General features: G+C 71.7%; 14 protein-coding genes and 2 pseudogenes. 7 read left to right on the top strand and 9 right to left on the bottom strand.

Annotation, left to right across the window (positions count from 1 at the left end):
* Positions 1–101: 101 nt before the first annotated feature.
* Together pknB and ACQP2F_RS09480 are read left to right on the top strand one after the other, a co-directional pair.
* Entirely contained in the window at positions 102–2,033 is a 1,932-nt protein-coding gene (pknB, locus tag ACQP2F_RS09485) for a Stk1 family PASTA domain-containing Ser/Thr kinase (protein ID WP_433302565.1), read from the top strand.
* Complete coding sequence (locus ACQP2F_RS09480; RefSeq protein ID WP_433302563.1) at positions 2,024–2,890, top strand: deoxyribonuclease IV; 867 nt, start codon at positions 2,024–2,026, stop codon at positions 2,888–2,890. Before pknB ends, ACQP2F_RS09480 begins: the two co-directional genes overlap by 10 nt.
* 91 nt (positions 2,891–2,981) lie before the next feature.
* Here the strand turns inward: ACQP2F_RS09480 and ACQP2F_RS09475 are convergent, their stop codons facing one another.
* From ACQP2F_RS09475 to ACQP2F_RS09465, 3 genes are read right to left on the bottom strand one after another with little or no spacing between them, the layout of a single operon-like run.
* Positions 2,982–3,602 carry a dihydrofolate reductase family protein gene (locus ACQP2F_RS09475; RefSeq protein WP_433302562.1) on the bottom strand — a complete coding sequence of 207 codons (621 nt, stop codon included), beginning with the start codon at positions 3,600–3,602 and terminating at the stop codon, positions 2,982–2,984.
* Positions 3,602–4,081, bottom strand: a complete 480-nt coding sequence (locus tag ACQP2F_RS09470; RefSeq protein WP_433302560.1) for an SRPBCC family protein — start codon at positions 4,079–4,081, stop codon at positions 3,602–3,604. Before ACQP2F_RS09470 ends, ACQP2F_RS09475 begins: the two co-directional genes overlap by 1 nt.
* 3 nt (positions 4,082–4,084) lie before the next feature.
* A complete protein-coding gene (locus ACQP2F_RS09465) occupies positions 4,085–4,426 on the bottom strand; it encodes an ArsR/SmtB family transcription factor (protein ID WP_433302558.1) in 342 nt (113 codons plus the stop codon).
* 143 nt (positions 4,427–4,569) lie between these two features.
* Here ACQP2F_RS09465 and ACQP2F_RS09460 point away from each other — a divergent pair.
* Positions 4,570–4,749: pseudogene (locus tag ACQP2F_RS09460) on the top strand (IS30 family transposase); the annotation flags it as partial.
* Between the two features lie 88 nt (positions 4,750–4,837).
* Here the strand turns inward: ACQP2F_RS09460 and ACQP2F_RS09455 are convergent.
* Positions 4,838–5,710 carry a LysR family transcriptional regulator gene (locus tag ACQP2F_RS09455; RefSeq protein ID WP_433302556.1) on the bottom strand — a complete coding sequence of 291 codons (873 nt, stop codon included), beginning with the start codon at positions 5,708–5,710 and terminating at the stop codon, positions 4,838–4,840.
* Positions 5,711–5,782: 72 nt separating this feature from the next.
* On the opposite strand from ACQP2F_RS09455, the gene ACQP2F_RS09450 reads away from it, so the two are divergent.
* The 3 genes from ACQP2F_RS09450 (at position 5,783) to ACQP2F_RS09440 (ending at position 8,803) form a co-directional block, all read left to right on the top strand.
* Complete coding sequence (locus ACQP2F_RS09450) at positions 5,783–6,481, top strand: CTP synthase C-terminal region-related (seleno)protein (RefSeq protein ID WP_433302554.1); 699 nt, start codon at positions 5,783–5,785, stop codon at positions 6,479–6,481.
* Positions 6,482–6,560: 79 nt separating this feature from the next.
* Positions 6,561–8,402, top strand: a complete 1,842-nt coding sequence (locus tag ACQP2F_RS09445; RefSeq protein ID WP_433302552.1) for an eCIS core domain-containing protein — start codon at positions 6,561–6,563, stop codon at positions 8,400–8,402.
* Positions 8,399–8,803, top strand: a complete 405-nt coding sequence (locus ACQP2F_RS09440) for a hypothetical protein (protein WP_433302550.1) — start codon at positions 8,399–8,401, stop codon at positions 8,801–8,803. Before ACQP2F_RS09445 ends, ACQP2F_RS09440 begins: the two co-directional genes overlap by 4 nt.
* Here the strand turns inward: ACQP2F_RS09440 and ACQP2F_RS09435 are convergent.
* Entirely contained in the window at positions 8,794–9,456 is a 663-nt protein-coding gene (locus tag ACQP2F_RS09435; protein ID WP_433302548.1) for an MBL fold metallo-hydrolase, read from the bottom strand. The two genes, ACQP2F_RS09440 and ACQP2F_RS09435, sit on opposite strands and share 10 nt — an antisense overlap.
* A gap of 49 nt (positions 9,457–9,505) precedes the next feature.
* Here ACQP2F_RS09435 and ACQP2F_RS09430 point away from each other — a divergent pair, with 49 nt between their 5' ends.
* The gene (locus ACQP2F_RS09430; RefSeq protein WP_433307420.1) at positions 9,506–10,072 is read left to right on the top strand and encodes a TetR/AcrR family transcriptional regulator; all 567 of its coding nucleotides are present in this window, start codon (positions 9,506–9,508) and stop codon (positions 10,070–10,072) included.
* A 213-nt stretch (positions 10,073–10,285) separates the two neighbouring features.
* On the opposite strand, the pseudogene ACQP2F_RS09425 reads toward ACQP2F_RS09430, so the two are convergent.
* The 4 genes and pseudogenes from ACQP2F_RS09425 to ACQP2F_RS09410 form a co-directional block, all read right to left on the bottom strand.
* Positions 10,286–11,035 (bottom strand): annotated as a pseudogene (locus ACQP2F_RS09425) (exo-alpha-sialidase); the annotation flags it as partial.
* A gap of 1 nt (position 11,036) precedes the next feature.
* Positions 11,037–12,020 carry a threonine aldolase family protein gene (locus ACQP2F_RS09420; RefSeq protein WP_433307418.1) on the bottom strand — a complete coding sequence of 328 codons (984 nt, stop codon included), beginning with the start codon at positions 12,018–12,020 and terminating at the stop codon, positions 11,037–11,039.
* A 37-nt stretch (positions 12,021–12,057) separates the two neighbouring features.
* Positions 12,058–13,464 (bottom strand): class II 3-deoxy-7-phosphoheptulonate synthase, encoded by a 1,407-nt coding sequence (locus tag ACQP2F_RS09415; protein ID WP_433302546.1) that lies wholly within the window; start codon positions 13,462–13,464, stop codon positions 12,058–12,060.
* Positions 13,465–13,549: 85 nt separating this feature from the next.
* Positions 13,550–15,025, bottom strand: coding sequence for a glycosyl hydrolase family 18 protein (locus tag ACQP2F_RS09410; RefSeq protein ID WP_433302544.1), 1,476 nt, complete (start codon positions 15,023–15,025; stop codon positions 13,550–13,552).
* Between the last annotated feature and the right edge of the window lie 142 nt (positions 15,026–15,167).

The following is a 15,167-nucleotide window of genomic DNA, read 5'->3' as shown; positions in this document are numbered from 1 at the left end:
CGGGGCAGAACTCCGAGATCGGGCTCGTACGCGTACCCGTTTGGACTCAGCTGTGACATCCTGGTCTGCCCTCGCCCGAAAGACACATACACTTCACGCCGATGGACACCACAGTCGCCGACACGTTGATCGGCACCACGATTGACGGCCGCTACCGGATCACCGGTCGCGTGGCCCGTGGTGGCATGGCGACCGTCTACACGGCCACCGACCAGCGACTCGAGCGCACCGTCGCGCTGAAGATCATTCACCCGTCGCAGGCGACGAATGTCCACTTCGTGGACCGGTTCACCGACGAGGCCAAGACGATCGCCCGGCTCACCCACCCCAACGTCGTCGCCGTCTACGACCAGGGGCGCCATCAGGGCCTGCCCTACCTGGTGATGGAGTACGTGCAGGGTCGCACCCTGCGCGAGCTGCTCACCCAGCGCCGCCGGCTCAACCCGGTGGAGGCCTGCGCGATCCTCGACCAGATGCTCTCGGCGATCGCCGCCGCCCACCGGGCCGGCCTGGTGCACCGCGACGTCAAGCCGGAGAACGTGCTGGTCGCCGAGGCACCCAGCGGCGGCACCGGCAACCTGGTCGACGCCGTGGTCAAGGTGGCCGACTTCGGCCTGGCCCGGGCGGTCGAGGCCAGCAACGTCGACGACTCCGGCCAGCTCATGGCGACCGTGGCCTACGTGGCGCCCGAATTGGTCACCGACGGCCATGCCGACGCCCGGTCCGACGTCTACTCGGCCGGCATCGTGCTCTACGAGATGCTCACCGGCCGGGTGCCGTTCGACGGCGACGACCCGGTCGAGGTCGCCTGGCAGCACGTCGACAACGACGTGCCGGCCCCGTCGGCGACCGTCAAGGGCGTGCCCAAGCCGCTCGACGACCTGGTGGCCCGCGCGACCCGCCGCGACCCCGGCGCCCGGCCCACCGACGCCGGCGCGATGCTGGCCGAGGTGCAGGCGCTGCGCGACGACCTGGGCGCCGCGAGCGTCGAGACGGCCCTGCTCCGCCAGGTGCCGCAGTCCCGCCATTCGGCCGCCGACGCGACCGCCATGATGCCGTCGGTGTCCGACCGGCCCAGCTGGGCGCGCCTGCCCGAGCAGAGCCGCCCGGCCGCGCAGACGTACCGCCGTGGCGAGCCCGGCCTGCGCCCGTCCGGCGGCCCCGACCGCCGGCGCATCCTGATCTCCGCGGCCGTGGCCGTGATGGTGCTCGTGGTCATCGGCAGCACCTGGTGGGTGACGCTGGGCCGCTACACCGAGGCGCCGGCCATGGTCAACATGACGAAGGACCAGGCGGTGCTGTACGCGCGGCAGCACAACTTCGAGCTGTTCTTCGGCGACGGCGCCTACAGCGAGAACGTCCCGAAGGACACGGTGCTGACCCAGAGCCCCGGCGCGAACGAGCGGATCGTCAAGGGCGGCACCATCACGCTCAGCCTGTCCCTGGGCAAGGAGCGCTTCCCGGTGCCCGACCTGGCCGGGCTCGAGCTGGCGGCGGCCAAGAGCGAGCTGACCGAGGCCAACCTGAAATACAAGGACGGCGCCGGGCAGTACAGCGACACCGTGCCCGAGGGCGCGGTGATCTCGACCAACCCGGCCAAGGGCACCGAGCTCAAGCGCGGCGACACGGTCACCGTGGTGGTCAGCAAGGGCCGGGCGCCGATCCAGGTGCCCAACCTGGTCGGCACGAACATCAACGACGCCCGCGCCCAGCTCCAGGGCCTCGGCCTCGAGGCGGTCGAGCGCTACAAGGACAGCGACGCGCCGGCCGACCAGGTCATCAGCCAGTCGCCCAAGCCCGGCACCGGGGCCGCCAACGACGACGAGATCACCCTCGACGTCAGCAAGGGCCCGCCGCTGGTCACCGTCCCCGACCTGACCAACCAGCCGTGCCCCCAGGCGCAGGCGTCGCTGCAGCAGCAGGGTCTGCAGGTGCAGATCCAGGGCAACGGCAACGCGTTCGTGCACCAGCAGAACCCGCCGCCCAACACCCAGGTGCAGCCGGGCTCCCAGGTGGTCCTGCTGTGCTTCTAGACCGCCGCATCGGGTCGCACACCAAGACGTCGGGCGGGCTGGCCAAGGCGGCCCTGCCCTACGTCGATGCCGCCGGGTCGGAGACGTTGCAGGTCTACGTCTCCAACTCGCGCGGGTGGGCGCTGCCGGCCGGCGACCCCAAGCAGGACCTGCTGTTCCGCGACGGCATCGGCGAGCGCGGGCTTCCGGCGTACGTGCATGCCTCGCTCTTGGTGAACTTGGGCTCGCCGACCGAGATGACCGTCGAGAAGTCGGTCGCGACCCTGGCCCACGCGCTGGAGCGGGGAAAGGCCATCGGCGCGACCGCGGTCGTCTACCACGCGGGCAGCGCCGTCGACGCCGAGCACGAGGCGAAGGCGATGCACCAGCTCCGCGAGGCGCTGCTGCCGCTGCTCGACGACGCGGCCGCCCGCGACCTGCCCCGGCTGCTGGTCGAGCCGAGCGCCGGCGGGGGCCGCAGCCTGGCGTCGAAGGTCCAGGACCTCGGCCCCTACCTGGCCGCCGTCGAGCACCACCCGTGGCTGGGCGTCTGCTTCGACACGTGCCACGCCTGGGCGGCCGGCCACGACCTGGCCACCCCCGGCGGCATGACGGCGACGCTGGACGCGCTGGTCGACACCGTCGGCCCCGGCCGCCTGATGCTGATCCACGCCAACGACTCGAAGGACGAATGCGGCTCGACCCGCGACCGCCACGAGACGATCGGCAAGGGCCGCATCGGCGCGGCCGCCTTCGCCGAGCTGCTCACCCACCCGGCGACCGCGGGCATCCCGGTGATCGTCGAGACTCCCACGGTCGAGCACGAGGGCCACGCCGCCGACATCGCCCTGCTGAAGTCCCTGCGCCTGCCCGCCTGAGCGGCGCCCTGGGGACAACCCGCCGGAAGTTTCGTACCCGGGCCGTAATCTCACCCCACCCAGTGACCGGGTGGGGTTCGGCGGGGATGCGTCAGCGCGAACGCACGACGTAGGTCAGGTGCGTCACCCGGCGTGACGACTCCGAGCCGACCTGCTCCAGCGCCACCCGGGAGGTGTCCACGCCGTCGAAGAGGCGCACCCCGGCGCCGAGCAGCACCGGCGACAGCGCGATCGTGAACTCATCGACCAGGCCGGCGTTCAGGTACTGCAGGATCGTCGCGCCGCCGCCGGCGATCCGGACGTCGCGGTCTCCGGCGGCCACCCGGGCCTGGTCGAGGGCGGTCTCGATGCCGTCGTCGACGAAGTGGAAGGTGGTTCCGCCCGGCCGCTCCCAGGGGTCGCGCTTGGTGTGCGTCACGACGAAGACGGGGGTGTGGAAGGGCGCCTCCTCCGGCCACATCCGCTCGCCGGCGTCGAACATCCGGCGGCCCATCACGCTCGCGCCCGTACGCTCGTACGTCTCCCGCACGATGTCGTTGTCGCGCCCCTCCTCGCCGCCCCCGCCGAGCTTGAGGTTCTCGCGGAAGAAGCGCAGCGGGAAGATCCATCGCTGCAGCTCCATCCACTGCCGCCCCATCAGCTCCCCGAGCGACCCGGGCGCGATGAAGCCGTCCAGCGACATCGACACACTGAAGAACACCTTGCCGGCCATCAGCTCTCCGCTCCCGTCCTGGTGAGTTCGGCGACGTACGCCGCCAGGCCGTTCAGCGTCTGCCGCCCGGCCTCGATCGCGTGGTACTTCTCGACCGCCTCGTCGCGCTGCTCCCGGGTCGGGAAGAGCGTGCGCATCACGAGCCGGGTCGCCGCACCGTCCGGCGTGAAGGTCAGCACCGACTCGAACGCCTTCGGGTCGTCGCGGAACTCGCCGTGCAGCATCGCGATCCGCTCCGGCCGCACGATCTCGGTCCAGGTGATCCACTCCTGGTAGTCCGTGCCGTCCGGGCCGCGCATCACGAAGTCCCAGACGCCGCCGACGCGGAACTCGAACGAGCGCGTGCTGGTGCGGAACCCGTCCGGCCCCCACCACCGCGACAGGTGCCGGACCTCGGTGAAGGCGTCGAACACCAGCTCCCGCGGCCCCTCGATGACACGGGAGATCACGATCTCCCGGTCCTGCGTCACCCCGGCCATCGATCATGCCTCCCGCTGCGTCTGTTTGAGGTCCTGCACGTACGCGTCCAGCCGGTCGAAGCTCTCGTTCCAGAACCGCTCGAACCCGCCGACCCACTCGTGGACCGGCCGCAGCCCACGGGCGTCGAGGCCGTAGAGGCGCTGCTTGCCCGCCCCGCGCACCCGCACCAGCCCGACCTCGCGCAGCACCCGCAGGTGCTTGGACGCGCCGGGCAGGCTCATCCCGAGCTCCTGGGCCAGATCGGTCACCGGCCACTCGCCCGACCGCAGCAGCGCGAGGATGTCGCGGCGCTGCGGCTCGGCGATCGCGTTGAACGTGTCCGACGTCGTCGCTGCTCGTGCCATGCCGCCACAATATTTTCCCATATGGGAAAACGTCAAGTGGTTGTGGATACCGAGCGGAAGCTGTCGTGGGCGGCCGTATTCTCACCCCGACGAGCGGATCCACCTCGCCGACCCATCCAGCACAGCCTCGACCAGCGGTGGAGCTACGCACCGGCCGCGTAATACGCCGCCCCCGACGGCTGGCGCAGCAGCGTCAGCCGCGGATGGCCACCCCGATGGTGATGATCAGCGAACGCCCGGCCGAGGTCGACGACCGGACGGTACCCGGACACGGGGAAGGCGACCTGATCATCGGCACGGACAACCGGTCCGCGATCGGCACCACCGAACGCTTCGCTACCCTCCCAACCCACACCAACTGACCAGCCCCGTTGCGACGACCCCCAGAATCCGCCGTGACGGGGTGGGGCTTCAGACGACGGTGAGCAGTTTCGACAAGCGTTCGGCGGGCTCGTCGGGGGTCGCGGCCGGCAACCGCAGCAACTCGACGCGGTGCACCAGCCTCGGCACCCGGATGCCGGCCAAGCCGGCCTCGCGCGCGACCACCGGCTCGGGCAGCACGGCCAGGCCGTGACCGCCGGCCACCAGACCGGTCAGCACCCCGACATCGGCGCCGTCGTAGCGCAGGCCGGCCCGCAATCCGTCGACCGGCAACCGCGCGAACGGCGTCACCTCCGGCGCGTCGATCCAGTACGCATCCGACAGATCTGCCAGGTCGACGGTGCGGCGCGCGGCCAGGGGGTGGGAACGGGGGACGGCGACCACGGCCGGGCTCTCCGCGACACCGACGGCCCGCGGGCCCCCGGCGCCGGGCTCCGGCAGTCGCAGCGGGTCGCTCGGCGCCGTGAAGCCGTCCACCAGGCCGAGATCGATCTCGCCGGTCGCCACGGCCTCGACGATCCGGTCGCGGGCGGCGACCCGCAGGCTGGTGCGCAGCAGCGCCGACTCGGCGCGGATGGTCGCCAGGCCGGCCGCCACGGGAGCGGCCCAGGCCAGCGGAGTGAGGCCGAGCACGAGCCGGCCCGGCGGCGCGAGGGCGCGGGTGACATCGGCGCGGGCGGCTTCCAGGCGTACGAGCAGAAGACCCGCATGCCGCCGCAACCGCTCGCCCGCCGGGGTGAGCCCCACCGGGCGCCGGGTGAACAGCGGCGTCCCGAGATCGGCCTCCAGGGCCGCGATGTGCTGGGATACCGCCGACTGGGTGTAGCGCAGGCGCTCGGCGGCCCGGGAGAACGAGCCGGTCTCGGCGACCGCCACGAACGTCCGGAGCAGGTGCGTGTCCACATCACGGATGCTAATGCCGCATGCAGTCATCATCGTTGGACCTGATGCCGGTTCCGGCCGCAGCATGGTGACATGATTTCGATTGCCCTGGTCGGAGACCGGTCCCCGGCCGTGCGCGCGCACTCGCGCATCCCCGTCATCCTCGATGCGCTGCGCGAGGAGGAGCGGATCGACCTCGACGCCTACTGGATCCCGACCGAGGAGGCCACCGACCCGGTGGCGCTCATCGGGTTCGCCGGCGTATGGCTGTTGCCGGGCAGCCCGTACCGCAGCGAGGCGGGCGCCGTCACCGCCGCCCGCGTGGCCCGCACCGCGGGCATCCCCTTCCTCGGCACCTGCGGCGGGTTCCAGCACGCGATGCTCGAGTTCGCCCGGGACGTCTGCGGCCTGACCTCGGCGACCCACGCCGAGAACGGCGACACCGGCGACGATCCGCTGATCGCCGAGCTGTCCTGCTCGCTGGTCGGTCACGAGGGCGCCATCAACCTGGCGCCCGGCTCGCGCATCGAGCGGCTGCTCGGCACCGGCCGCACGATCGAGCGCTACCACTGCAGCTACGGCATCGCGGCCGGCTACATCGATCTGCTCGCCGCCCACGGCATGCGCTTCACCGGCCACGACGACGCCGGCGAGGTGCGCGTGGCCGAGCTCGGCGATCACCCGTTCTTCCTGGCCACGCTCTTCCAGCCGGAGCTGCACACCGACGGCGTCCACCCGGTGATCCGGGGCTTCGCCCAGGCGGTCGCCGCCCGAGCGACCGCGCCCGCCTGAGTCGCCTCTGCACCTTCGGCTGCCCTCGAGACCGGCGGCGTGGCGTCGCGCCGCCGGTACGCTCGCTCAAGGGGGCGCCATGTACGCACGCGGGCACGACGAGCAGAGGTCGGACGACACCGCGGCCGCGCCCCGATCGCCGGCGCCCGGCCTGCCGCCCTCGCTGCTGGCAGCGGGCAACCGCGCGATCGTGCGCCTGATGGCGGCGGACACGGCCGGCGGGGACAAAACGGCCGACGCGCGGGTCGCCACCCCCGCGTCCGGCGTTGCCGACGCGTTCTCGATCGCCACCTCCGATCCGGCCGCTCCCCTGCCGCACCGGGCCGCCATGGAGCAGGCCTTCGACACGTCCTTCGCCGGGGTGCGGGCGTTCACCGGCGGCCAGGGCGCACGGGCCGGCCTGGGCGCGCTGGGCGCGGTCGCCGCGTCGTACGGCGACCAGGTCGCCTTCGCCGAGCGCAACCCGGCCCCCGGCACGGTCGCCCACGAGCTGGCCCACGTGATGCAGACCCGCGCCGCCGGCGGGAGCCGGGGTGATCCCACCGCGGTCAGCTCGCCCGGCGACGCCGCCGAGAGGAGCGCCCACGCCGCGGCCGACGCGGTGCTGGCCGGCGAGCCGGCGTCCGGCCTCGGCCCCGCCCCCGACGCCGTGCACCGGGCCGTGCGCACCAACGGCGGCACGTTCGACACCGCCTCCTACCGCCCGATCAGCGCGCCCACCGGCTCGGCCGGCGAGCAGCTCGGCGCCCACATCGAGCTCGACTTCACCCCCGGCGACCTGGTCGAGAGCACCAAGATCGGCATGATCCAGACCGTCAAGGCGATGAAGGCCTCGACCCCGGCCGGCCCGCGCGACACGGTCGCGACCGGGGTCGGCGACCCCGAGGAGGGCCAGCTCATCATGGGTCCGGGCCAGGCCGACCCGGGCCGCGAGCTCGACCGCTCGGTGCATCCCGGCGGCCGCGACCAGCCGAACACGAGCCCGATCTACGGCGTGCACAACTCCCCGGCCTTCACCGCCGCCAAGCTCGCGGAGGGCACGCCGGGCACTGGCGGCAGCCAGTGGGGCTCCCATACCCGGGACCCGCGGACCGGCCGGTTCCTCCCGGCGGTGGCGGCCCGGATCGACGACACCCCGGGCCGGCAGATCGAGTTCGACGGGCAGACGTTCGAGCAGACTTTCGAGTCCACGGCGATCGTGGTCGAGGGCCCGATGCCGGTCGACACGTACCTCGGCTCGGTCTCGTGGGGATGGCGGTCGGACGCGGCCGGCGACGTCACCGTCGACCCGGTCACGCTGGTGCGGGCGGGCACGCCGAGCGCCGAGTTCATGGGCGCGGCCGAGCGGTGGAACGCGGCCACGTTCCACGACACGGCGAGCGGAGATGCCGCCACCCCGGTCGCCGTGCCGCTCGCTTTCATGGACTCGGGCGCCGTGGCCGCCGCCGACCGCACCACGGCGGACCTCCTCGGCCGCCTCGCCGTGGTCGGCCTCGAGCTGATGGCGGCCCAGGCCCTCGGCGCGGCCATGGCGACCGACCAGACCAACAAGGACTTCGAGCGCAAGGCACTGGAGGCCGAGCTGCGCAAGCGCCGGGTCAAGGTCGCCGTGCACGTCATCTCGACCGAGGACACGATCGGCAGCGACGAGGTCTACGTGACGATGACCGGGCCGAGCGGCGCCGTCGTCAGGTCCGCCACCCGCGATCTCGACGATGGCGACAAGCGCAACTTCTTCCTTCCGCTCGCGTCGCTGCTCCCGCTCACCGGCCCGCTCACCATCCGGGTGTACGACGAGGACTGGCCCGACGCCGACGACCTGATCGTGGACATGCCGTTCGCCGCACCCTGGGCTCCCGCGCACAACACGTCCTCCATGGACGACGCCAAGTACGACGTGATCGTGAGCTTCGAGAAATGAGCCTCACCCTGACCGCCGCCGCCCACGCCGGCCGGGCGCTGCTGACCCTGCGCAACGACGGCCCCCGCTCCCTGCGGGTCGCCCACCACGTGGAGGCCGGCGAGCCGCACTACGACTGGTACACCGTTGAGCTGACCGGCGCGGCCGGCGCCCGTACGCTGCGCTTCACCGACGACCGCAACGAGGCCGGCCTGGTCATCGCGGAGCTCCCGCCGGGCGCCCGCCTGGAGGACGCCATCGACCTGTCCGCCTGGGCCCTGCGCAAGGCCAACGGCGCCCGCCCGCTCCCTCCCGGCGACTACCGGATGCGCGCTTTCTACCAGGTCGACGACGTGCCGGGCGTGTGGACCGGCCGCCTCGAGTCGAGCCCGGTCCCGATCACCATCGAGCCTCAGCGGTAGGCCGGCGCGAGCTCGGCCCACTGCGCCGCGTCGTGATTGTGGATCACCAGGGCGACCTTCTCCTGCTCGGCGACCGTCATCAGGCGGCGCTGGGCCGCCCGGGTCGCGGGCTCGTCGAGGTCGAACGGGGTCATCGGGCGGGTCTCCGGGTCGGTGTCGCGCATCCAGGCGTCGCCGGCCAGCAGGATCTTTCCGGTGTGCGGCAGCGTGACCAGGACGGCCTGGTGTCCCGGCACGTGGCCGCCGCACTCGATCAGGGTCACGCCGGGCACGAGGTCGTGGTCGCCGTCGACGAGGGTGTAGCGCAGGCGCGGGTCGTCCCAGTGCGGCCGCATCCACTCGTAGCGGTGCAGGCCACTGGTGCGGGCGTGCTCGTACTGGGCGCGCTGGGCCACGAACGAAGCGTGCGGGTACTCGTCGTTCGCGCCGGCGTGGTCGGGGTCGAAGTGCGTCACGATCACGGTCGAGACGGCGGAACGGTCGAGATCGAGGGCCTCGTTGCGAGCGAAGTAGGCGGAGGGGCCGGCCGGGCAGCCGGTGTCGACCAGGATGTGCCGGCCGTCGCGGAGAACGAGCAGGAAGCCGGGGATGGGCACGCCCGGGCCGATCACGGTGCCGAACTCGAGCGGGGTAAGCGATACCACGTCGGTCATGGAGTCACTATAAACATGAGCGGACTCAAGTTTGTAGTAGCCTTCACCTATGGACGGACTGCGGGAGCGCCGGAAGCAGCGCACGCGGAAGGCGCTGAGCGACGCGGCGGCCGCAATGTTCGCGGAGCGGGGCTTCGACGGGGTCACGATCAGCGAGATCGCCGCGGCGGCCGACGTCGCCGTGGGCACTGTATTTAATTATTTCCGGACAAAGGAGGAGCTGTTCTTCGATCGTGAGGGGCAGCTGACGGCCGGACTCATCCAGGCAGTGTCCGGCAGTGACGACCCGATCCAAGCCTTCCGAGCCTGGCACGAGAGCGAGCTGGACTTCCTGCTCGACCCCCGCGCCGCCGATCTGACGATGCGCTTCTTCCAGACGATCGCGGAGAGCCAGACGTTGCCGGACGCCGAGCTCCGCCTCCACCGCCGCCTGGAGACGGCCCTCGGCCAGGCCCTCGGCGACCCGATCCTGGCCGCCCTGCTCCTGGCCGCGCACCGCAGCGTCCTCGAGCTGGCCCGCGCCGACGTGCTGGCCGGCCGGCCGCCGCGGAGGGCCACCGAGACCGCGTTCGCGATGCTGATCCGGCCCCCCACGGGCGGCCCGGATCAGCGGTAATCGGCGGTCGTGCTCGGCACCGCGACCACCGTGGCGGCCGGGATGTCGAAGCCCGAGCGTCAGGAAGCTGCCCGGCGCGAGCTCGACACTGGACGGGTTGGCCTGGTCCGGGTGGCCCGAGTCGTAGAGCAGCGTGTCCTCGTAGCCGTCCCAGACCGACAGCGGTCGCCGCACCAGACGGCCGACGGTCACGCGCCGTTCGGAGAACCGCTTCGAGAGATCGCCGTACGTCACGAGCACCTCCCCCGTGCTCAGCGCGAGCGCGTGGTGCGAGGACGCCGCCATGTCGGTCGGCTCCGGCGCGGTCCACGTGTGCCCGCCGTCGGTCGAACGGCACGACCACGCCCGGTCGGCCGAGGTGCGGATCAGGGCCACGATCTGGCCCTCCAGCACCGTCAGCGTCGGCTCCTGGAAGTCGATCTCGTCGCCGGCCGCCAGCGGCACCTCGGACGAGGCCGGCCACGTACGGCCGCCGTCCGTGCTGCGCACCACGGCCGCCCGGTACCGCCGCTCCCCCGGCGCCCGGCCGTAGACCGGCAGCAGCAGGTCGCCGCCGGGCAGCTCGACCGCGGCGCCGTGCGAGGCCCACCACGGGTTGCCGGCCCGGACCGGCTCGCTCCACGTCCGGCCGCCGTCGGTGCTGCGGCGTACGAAGGTGCCGTGGTCGTCGTGCTCGGTCCGCGAGGTCCACGCCAGCACGAAGTAGCTAAGCAGCACCGTCCCGTCGGCGAGCCGCACCAGCTTGGGATCCCGGTCGTCGAACGGCCCGTCCACCACCACCCGCGGCGTGCCCCAGCTCTGCCCGCCGTCGTCGCTCTCCACCACCGTGATCCGCCCGTGGTGGCTGATGTGCCCGGTGCCCTCGCGGTAGGCCACGAGCAGGCGCCGGCCGGCGGAGTCCAGCGACACCACGTCGGGGAAGTGCGGCACGAGCCCGGTCTCCGCGTGCGCGACGACGATCATGTCACGACCTTTCGGCGAGGATCCCCGTCAGCACCGTGATCGCCTGATCGAGGGCGTTGTCGTCGATGTCCAGATGCAGCACGATACGCGCGAGCTTCGGCAGCATCGCGGCGATGTGCACGTCCCGCTCGGCGGCCAGCGCGGCGAACGCCGGAGCGTCCAGGTCGAGGCCGGAGAGGTCGACCGGCACCAGGTTGGTCCGCACCGCCGACGGGTCGACGACGCCGAACTTCGCCAGCTCGGCCGCGAGCGTCCGGGCGCGGGCGTGGTCGTCGGCCAGACGCTCGATGTGGTGGGTCAGCGCGTGGTCGCCGGCCGCGGCGAGGATGCCGACCTGCCGCATGCCGCCGCCCATCCGTTTGCGGATGACGCGCGCCCGGGCGATGTCCGCGGCGCTGCCGATCACCAGCGAGCCCACCGGCGCCCCGAGGCCCTTGGAGAGGCAGACCGAGAGCGTGTCGAACAACGAGCCGTACTCGGCGAGCGGCACCCCGTCGGCGACGTGCGCGTGCCAGATCCGTGCGCCGTCGCAATGCAGGGATATTCCCGATTCGTCGGCCAGGGCCCGCAAGGACCGCAGAACGGGCAACGGGATCACCGCCCCGCCACCGAGGTTGTGGGTCTGCTCGACGGCCACGGCCCGCGTCGCCAGCGACGGATAACCCGTCGGCCGGATCATCGCGGCGATCGACGAGACGTCGAGGGCGGCGCCGACGGCCGGCCACGTACGCGTGGAGATGCCGCCGAGAGCCGCCGCCGCGCCCAGCTCGTAGGTCACGACGTGCGCGTCCGCCCCGGCCAGCAGCTCACCGGCCGGCGGCACGACGAGCTGGAGCGCGATCTGGTTGGCCATCGAGCCGGAGGGCGCGAATAGCGCCGCCTCGTGGCCGAACATCGCGGCCACCCGGGCCTCGAGCGCATTGACCGTCGGGTCGTCGCCGAAGACGTCGTCGCCCACGGGGGCCGCGGCCATCGCCTGGCGCATCGCCTCCGTGGGACGGGTGACGGTGTCCGAGCGGAGATCAACCACGGAGCATCTCCGCCACCAGGAAGGCCAGCTCCAGCGACTGCTGGGTGTTCAGCCGCGGGTCGCAGGCCGTCTCGTACCGGTCGGGCAGGTCGAGGTCCTCGATGCCCTGCGCGCCGCCCAGGCACTCGGTGACGTCCTCGCCGGTCAGCTCGATGTGGATGCCGCCGGGGTGGGTGCCGAGGCCGCGGTGCACCTCGAAGTAGCCGAGCACCTCGTCGACGATCCGGTCGAAATGCCGGGTCTTGTAGCCGTTCGACGACTCGTGCGTGTTGCCGTGCATCGGGTCGCACTGCCAGACCACCTTGGCGCCGGCCGCGGTCACCTTCTCCACGATCGGGGGCAGCGCGTCGCGTACCTTCCCGTTGCCCATCCGGCTGATCAGCGTGAGCCGGCCCGGGACGTTGCCGGGGTTGAGCTTCTCGCACAGCTCGATCGCCGTCTCGGGGCTGGTGCCGGGCCCGAGCTTGACACCGATCGGGTTGGCGATCCGCGAGATGAAGTCGATGTGCGCGTGGTCGAGCTGCCGGGTGCGCTCGCCGACCCAGAGGAAATGGCCGCTGAGGCCGTAGGCGCGGCCGTCCGAGACCCGGGTGAGGGCGCGGTCGTACTCCAGCGCCAGCGCCTCGTGCGAGCAGTACAGGCTGACCGTGCGCAGCGCCTCGCTGTCGGTCATGCCGCAGGCGCGGATGAAGTCCAGCGCCCGGTCGATCTCGCGGGCGATCGCCTCGTACCGCTCACCGGCCGGCGAGGCGCGCACGAAGTCCTTGTTCCAGTCGTGCAGGCCGTGCAGGTCGGCGAGACCACCGGCGAGGTAGGCGCGCAGCATGTTCATCGCGGCGGCGGAGTTCGCGTACGCCCGGATCATGCGCTGCGGGTCGGCGACGCGCGCCGCCTCGGTGGCCTCGAGGGAGTTGATCAGATCGCCGCGGTAGGCGGGCAGGCCCAGCGAGTCGGTCGGCGCCGAGCGGGGCTTCGTGTACTGCCCGGCGACGCGCGCCACCTTCACCACCGGCATCGAGGCGCCGTACGTGAGGACGACCGCCATCTGCAGCAGGGTGCGCGCGTTGGCCAGCAGGTGGCTCTCGGTGTTGTTGTCGAAGGTCTCGGCACAGTCGCCGCCCTGCAGCAGGAACGCCCGCCCCTCGCACACCTCGGCCAGCTTGGTCCGCAGCTGGTCGACCTCGTAGGGCGCGACGATCGACGGGACGTTGTCGAGGACCTTGCAGACCGAGGCGACCTCGTCCATGTCGGCCCACGGCGGCATCTGCACCCGCGGCAGCTCCCGCCAGCGGTCGAGGCCGAGCGCCGCGTCCTCCGCGGAGTCGGTGGACGGGCGGGACGTCTGGAAGGCCGGGTTGCTGACCCCCGGGTAGCTCAGCTGATGCCACTCACGGCGCATGGGGAAAGCCTACGAAAGCGGGGCACCAGGCCTGCGCCCGGTGCCCCGCTTCTCACCTGAGGAGATGAGTTGTTGCTGTGTTACATCAGAGGTTGTTCTTGATGGCGGTGATCAGCTCACCGTTGGTGGTGTCACCGGAGAACTCCCAGAAGAACGCGCCGGCGAGACCCTGGTTCTTCACGTACGTCATCTTCCCGGCGATCGTGGACGGGGTGTCGTAGCCCCACCAGTTGCTGCCGCACTTGGCGTACGCGGTGCCGCCGACGGTGCCGGTGGCCGGGCAGGTGTTCTTGAGGACCTTGTAGTCCTCGATGCCGGCCTCGTAGGTGCCGGGCGCCGCGCCGGTGGCCGAGCCGCCGGGCGCCGCCTGAGTGACCCCGGTCCAGCCGCGGCCGTAGAAGCCGATGCCGAGCAGGATCTTGTTGGCCGGCACGCCCTTGCTCTTGAGCTTCTGGATCGCCGCGTCCGAGTAGAAGCCGGCGGTCGGGATGCCCGCGTACGAGGTGAGCGGCGAGTGCGGAGCGGTCGGGCCCTGGGCGTTGAAGGCGCCGAAGTAGTCGTACGTCATCGGGAAGACCAGGTTGAGCTTCTGGATGCCGGAGGCGTAGTCGGCCACGTCGAGCTTGCCGCCGTTCGAGCCGTCCGCCGAGATCGCCGAGGTGATCAGGAACGACGAGCCGAACTTGTTGCGCAGCGCGGTGATGACGTTGTTGTACGCGGCCGGGCCGGACGCGTCGCACTGCAGGCCACAGGCGTTCGGGTACTCCCAGTCGATGTCGATGCCGTCGAAGACGTCCGACCAGCGGGAGTCCTTGATCAGGTTGTAGCAGGAGTTGGCGAACGCGGTCGGGTTGGCCGCGGCCTGGGTGAAGCCGCCGGACCAGGTCCAGCCGCCGAACGACCAGATCACCTTGATGTTCGGGTACAGCTTCTTGAGCTTGCGCAGCTGGTTGAACGAGCCGCGCAGCGCGCCCGCGTCCCAGGTGTCGGCGACGCCGTCGACGCTGGTGGCGGTGGTGTAGGCCTGGTCGTAGTCGGCGTACGAGTCACCGATCGAGCACTGGCCGCCGGTGGTGTTGCCGAACGCGTACAGGATGTGCGTGAGCTTCGCGGCCGAGCCCGAGGTGACCAGGTTCTTGACGAAGTACTGGCGGCCGTAGACGCCCCACTCGGCGAAGTAGCCGACGACGTTCTTGCCGCTCGGACCCGACGTGGTGGGCGGAGTCGTCGGCGTCGTGGTGGGCGGGGTGGTCGTGGGGGCGGTGGTCGGGGCCGTGGTGGGCGGCGTGGTCGGTGGGGTGGTCGTGCCGCCACAGGCGCCGTTGTCGATCCAGACGTCCCACTGACCGCTGTGCGTGGCCGGCGACTCGTTCTGAGTCCACCACTTGGCGGTGTAGTTGTGTCCGTTCTGGGAGGCGGTGTTGTCCTTGACGTAAACGGCGGTCGAGGACCAGGCGGGGGCACAGGCCACCGCGGCTGAGGCCTGGGTCAGCGGCACCACGGCGGACGTCGCCACCACGAGAGCCCCGGCCCAGAGAGCGCGGCGGAGGGATTTCTGCACTTCGTCTCCTCGTGAACAGTTAGGAAAGTTTCCAAAAAGTTCGTAGAGAGACCGTAGTCACAGCCATTCACAATCGTCAAGATGCGCGCTTGCGATTAAGCGGTGTCTTAACTTCTTCCCGGCCGCCGGTACGGGGTGCACA

It is taken from the genome of Actinoplanes sp. CA-030573 (assembly GCF_050951115.1).
Classification (GTDB): domain Bacteria; phylum Actinomycetota; class Actinomycetes; order Mycobacteriales; family Micromonosporaceae; genus Actinoplanes.
The sequence above is the reverse complement of the archived record's forward strand: the minus strand, read 5'-3'. Positions and strand labels throughout refer to the sequence as shown.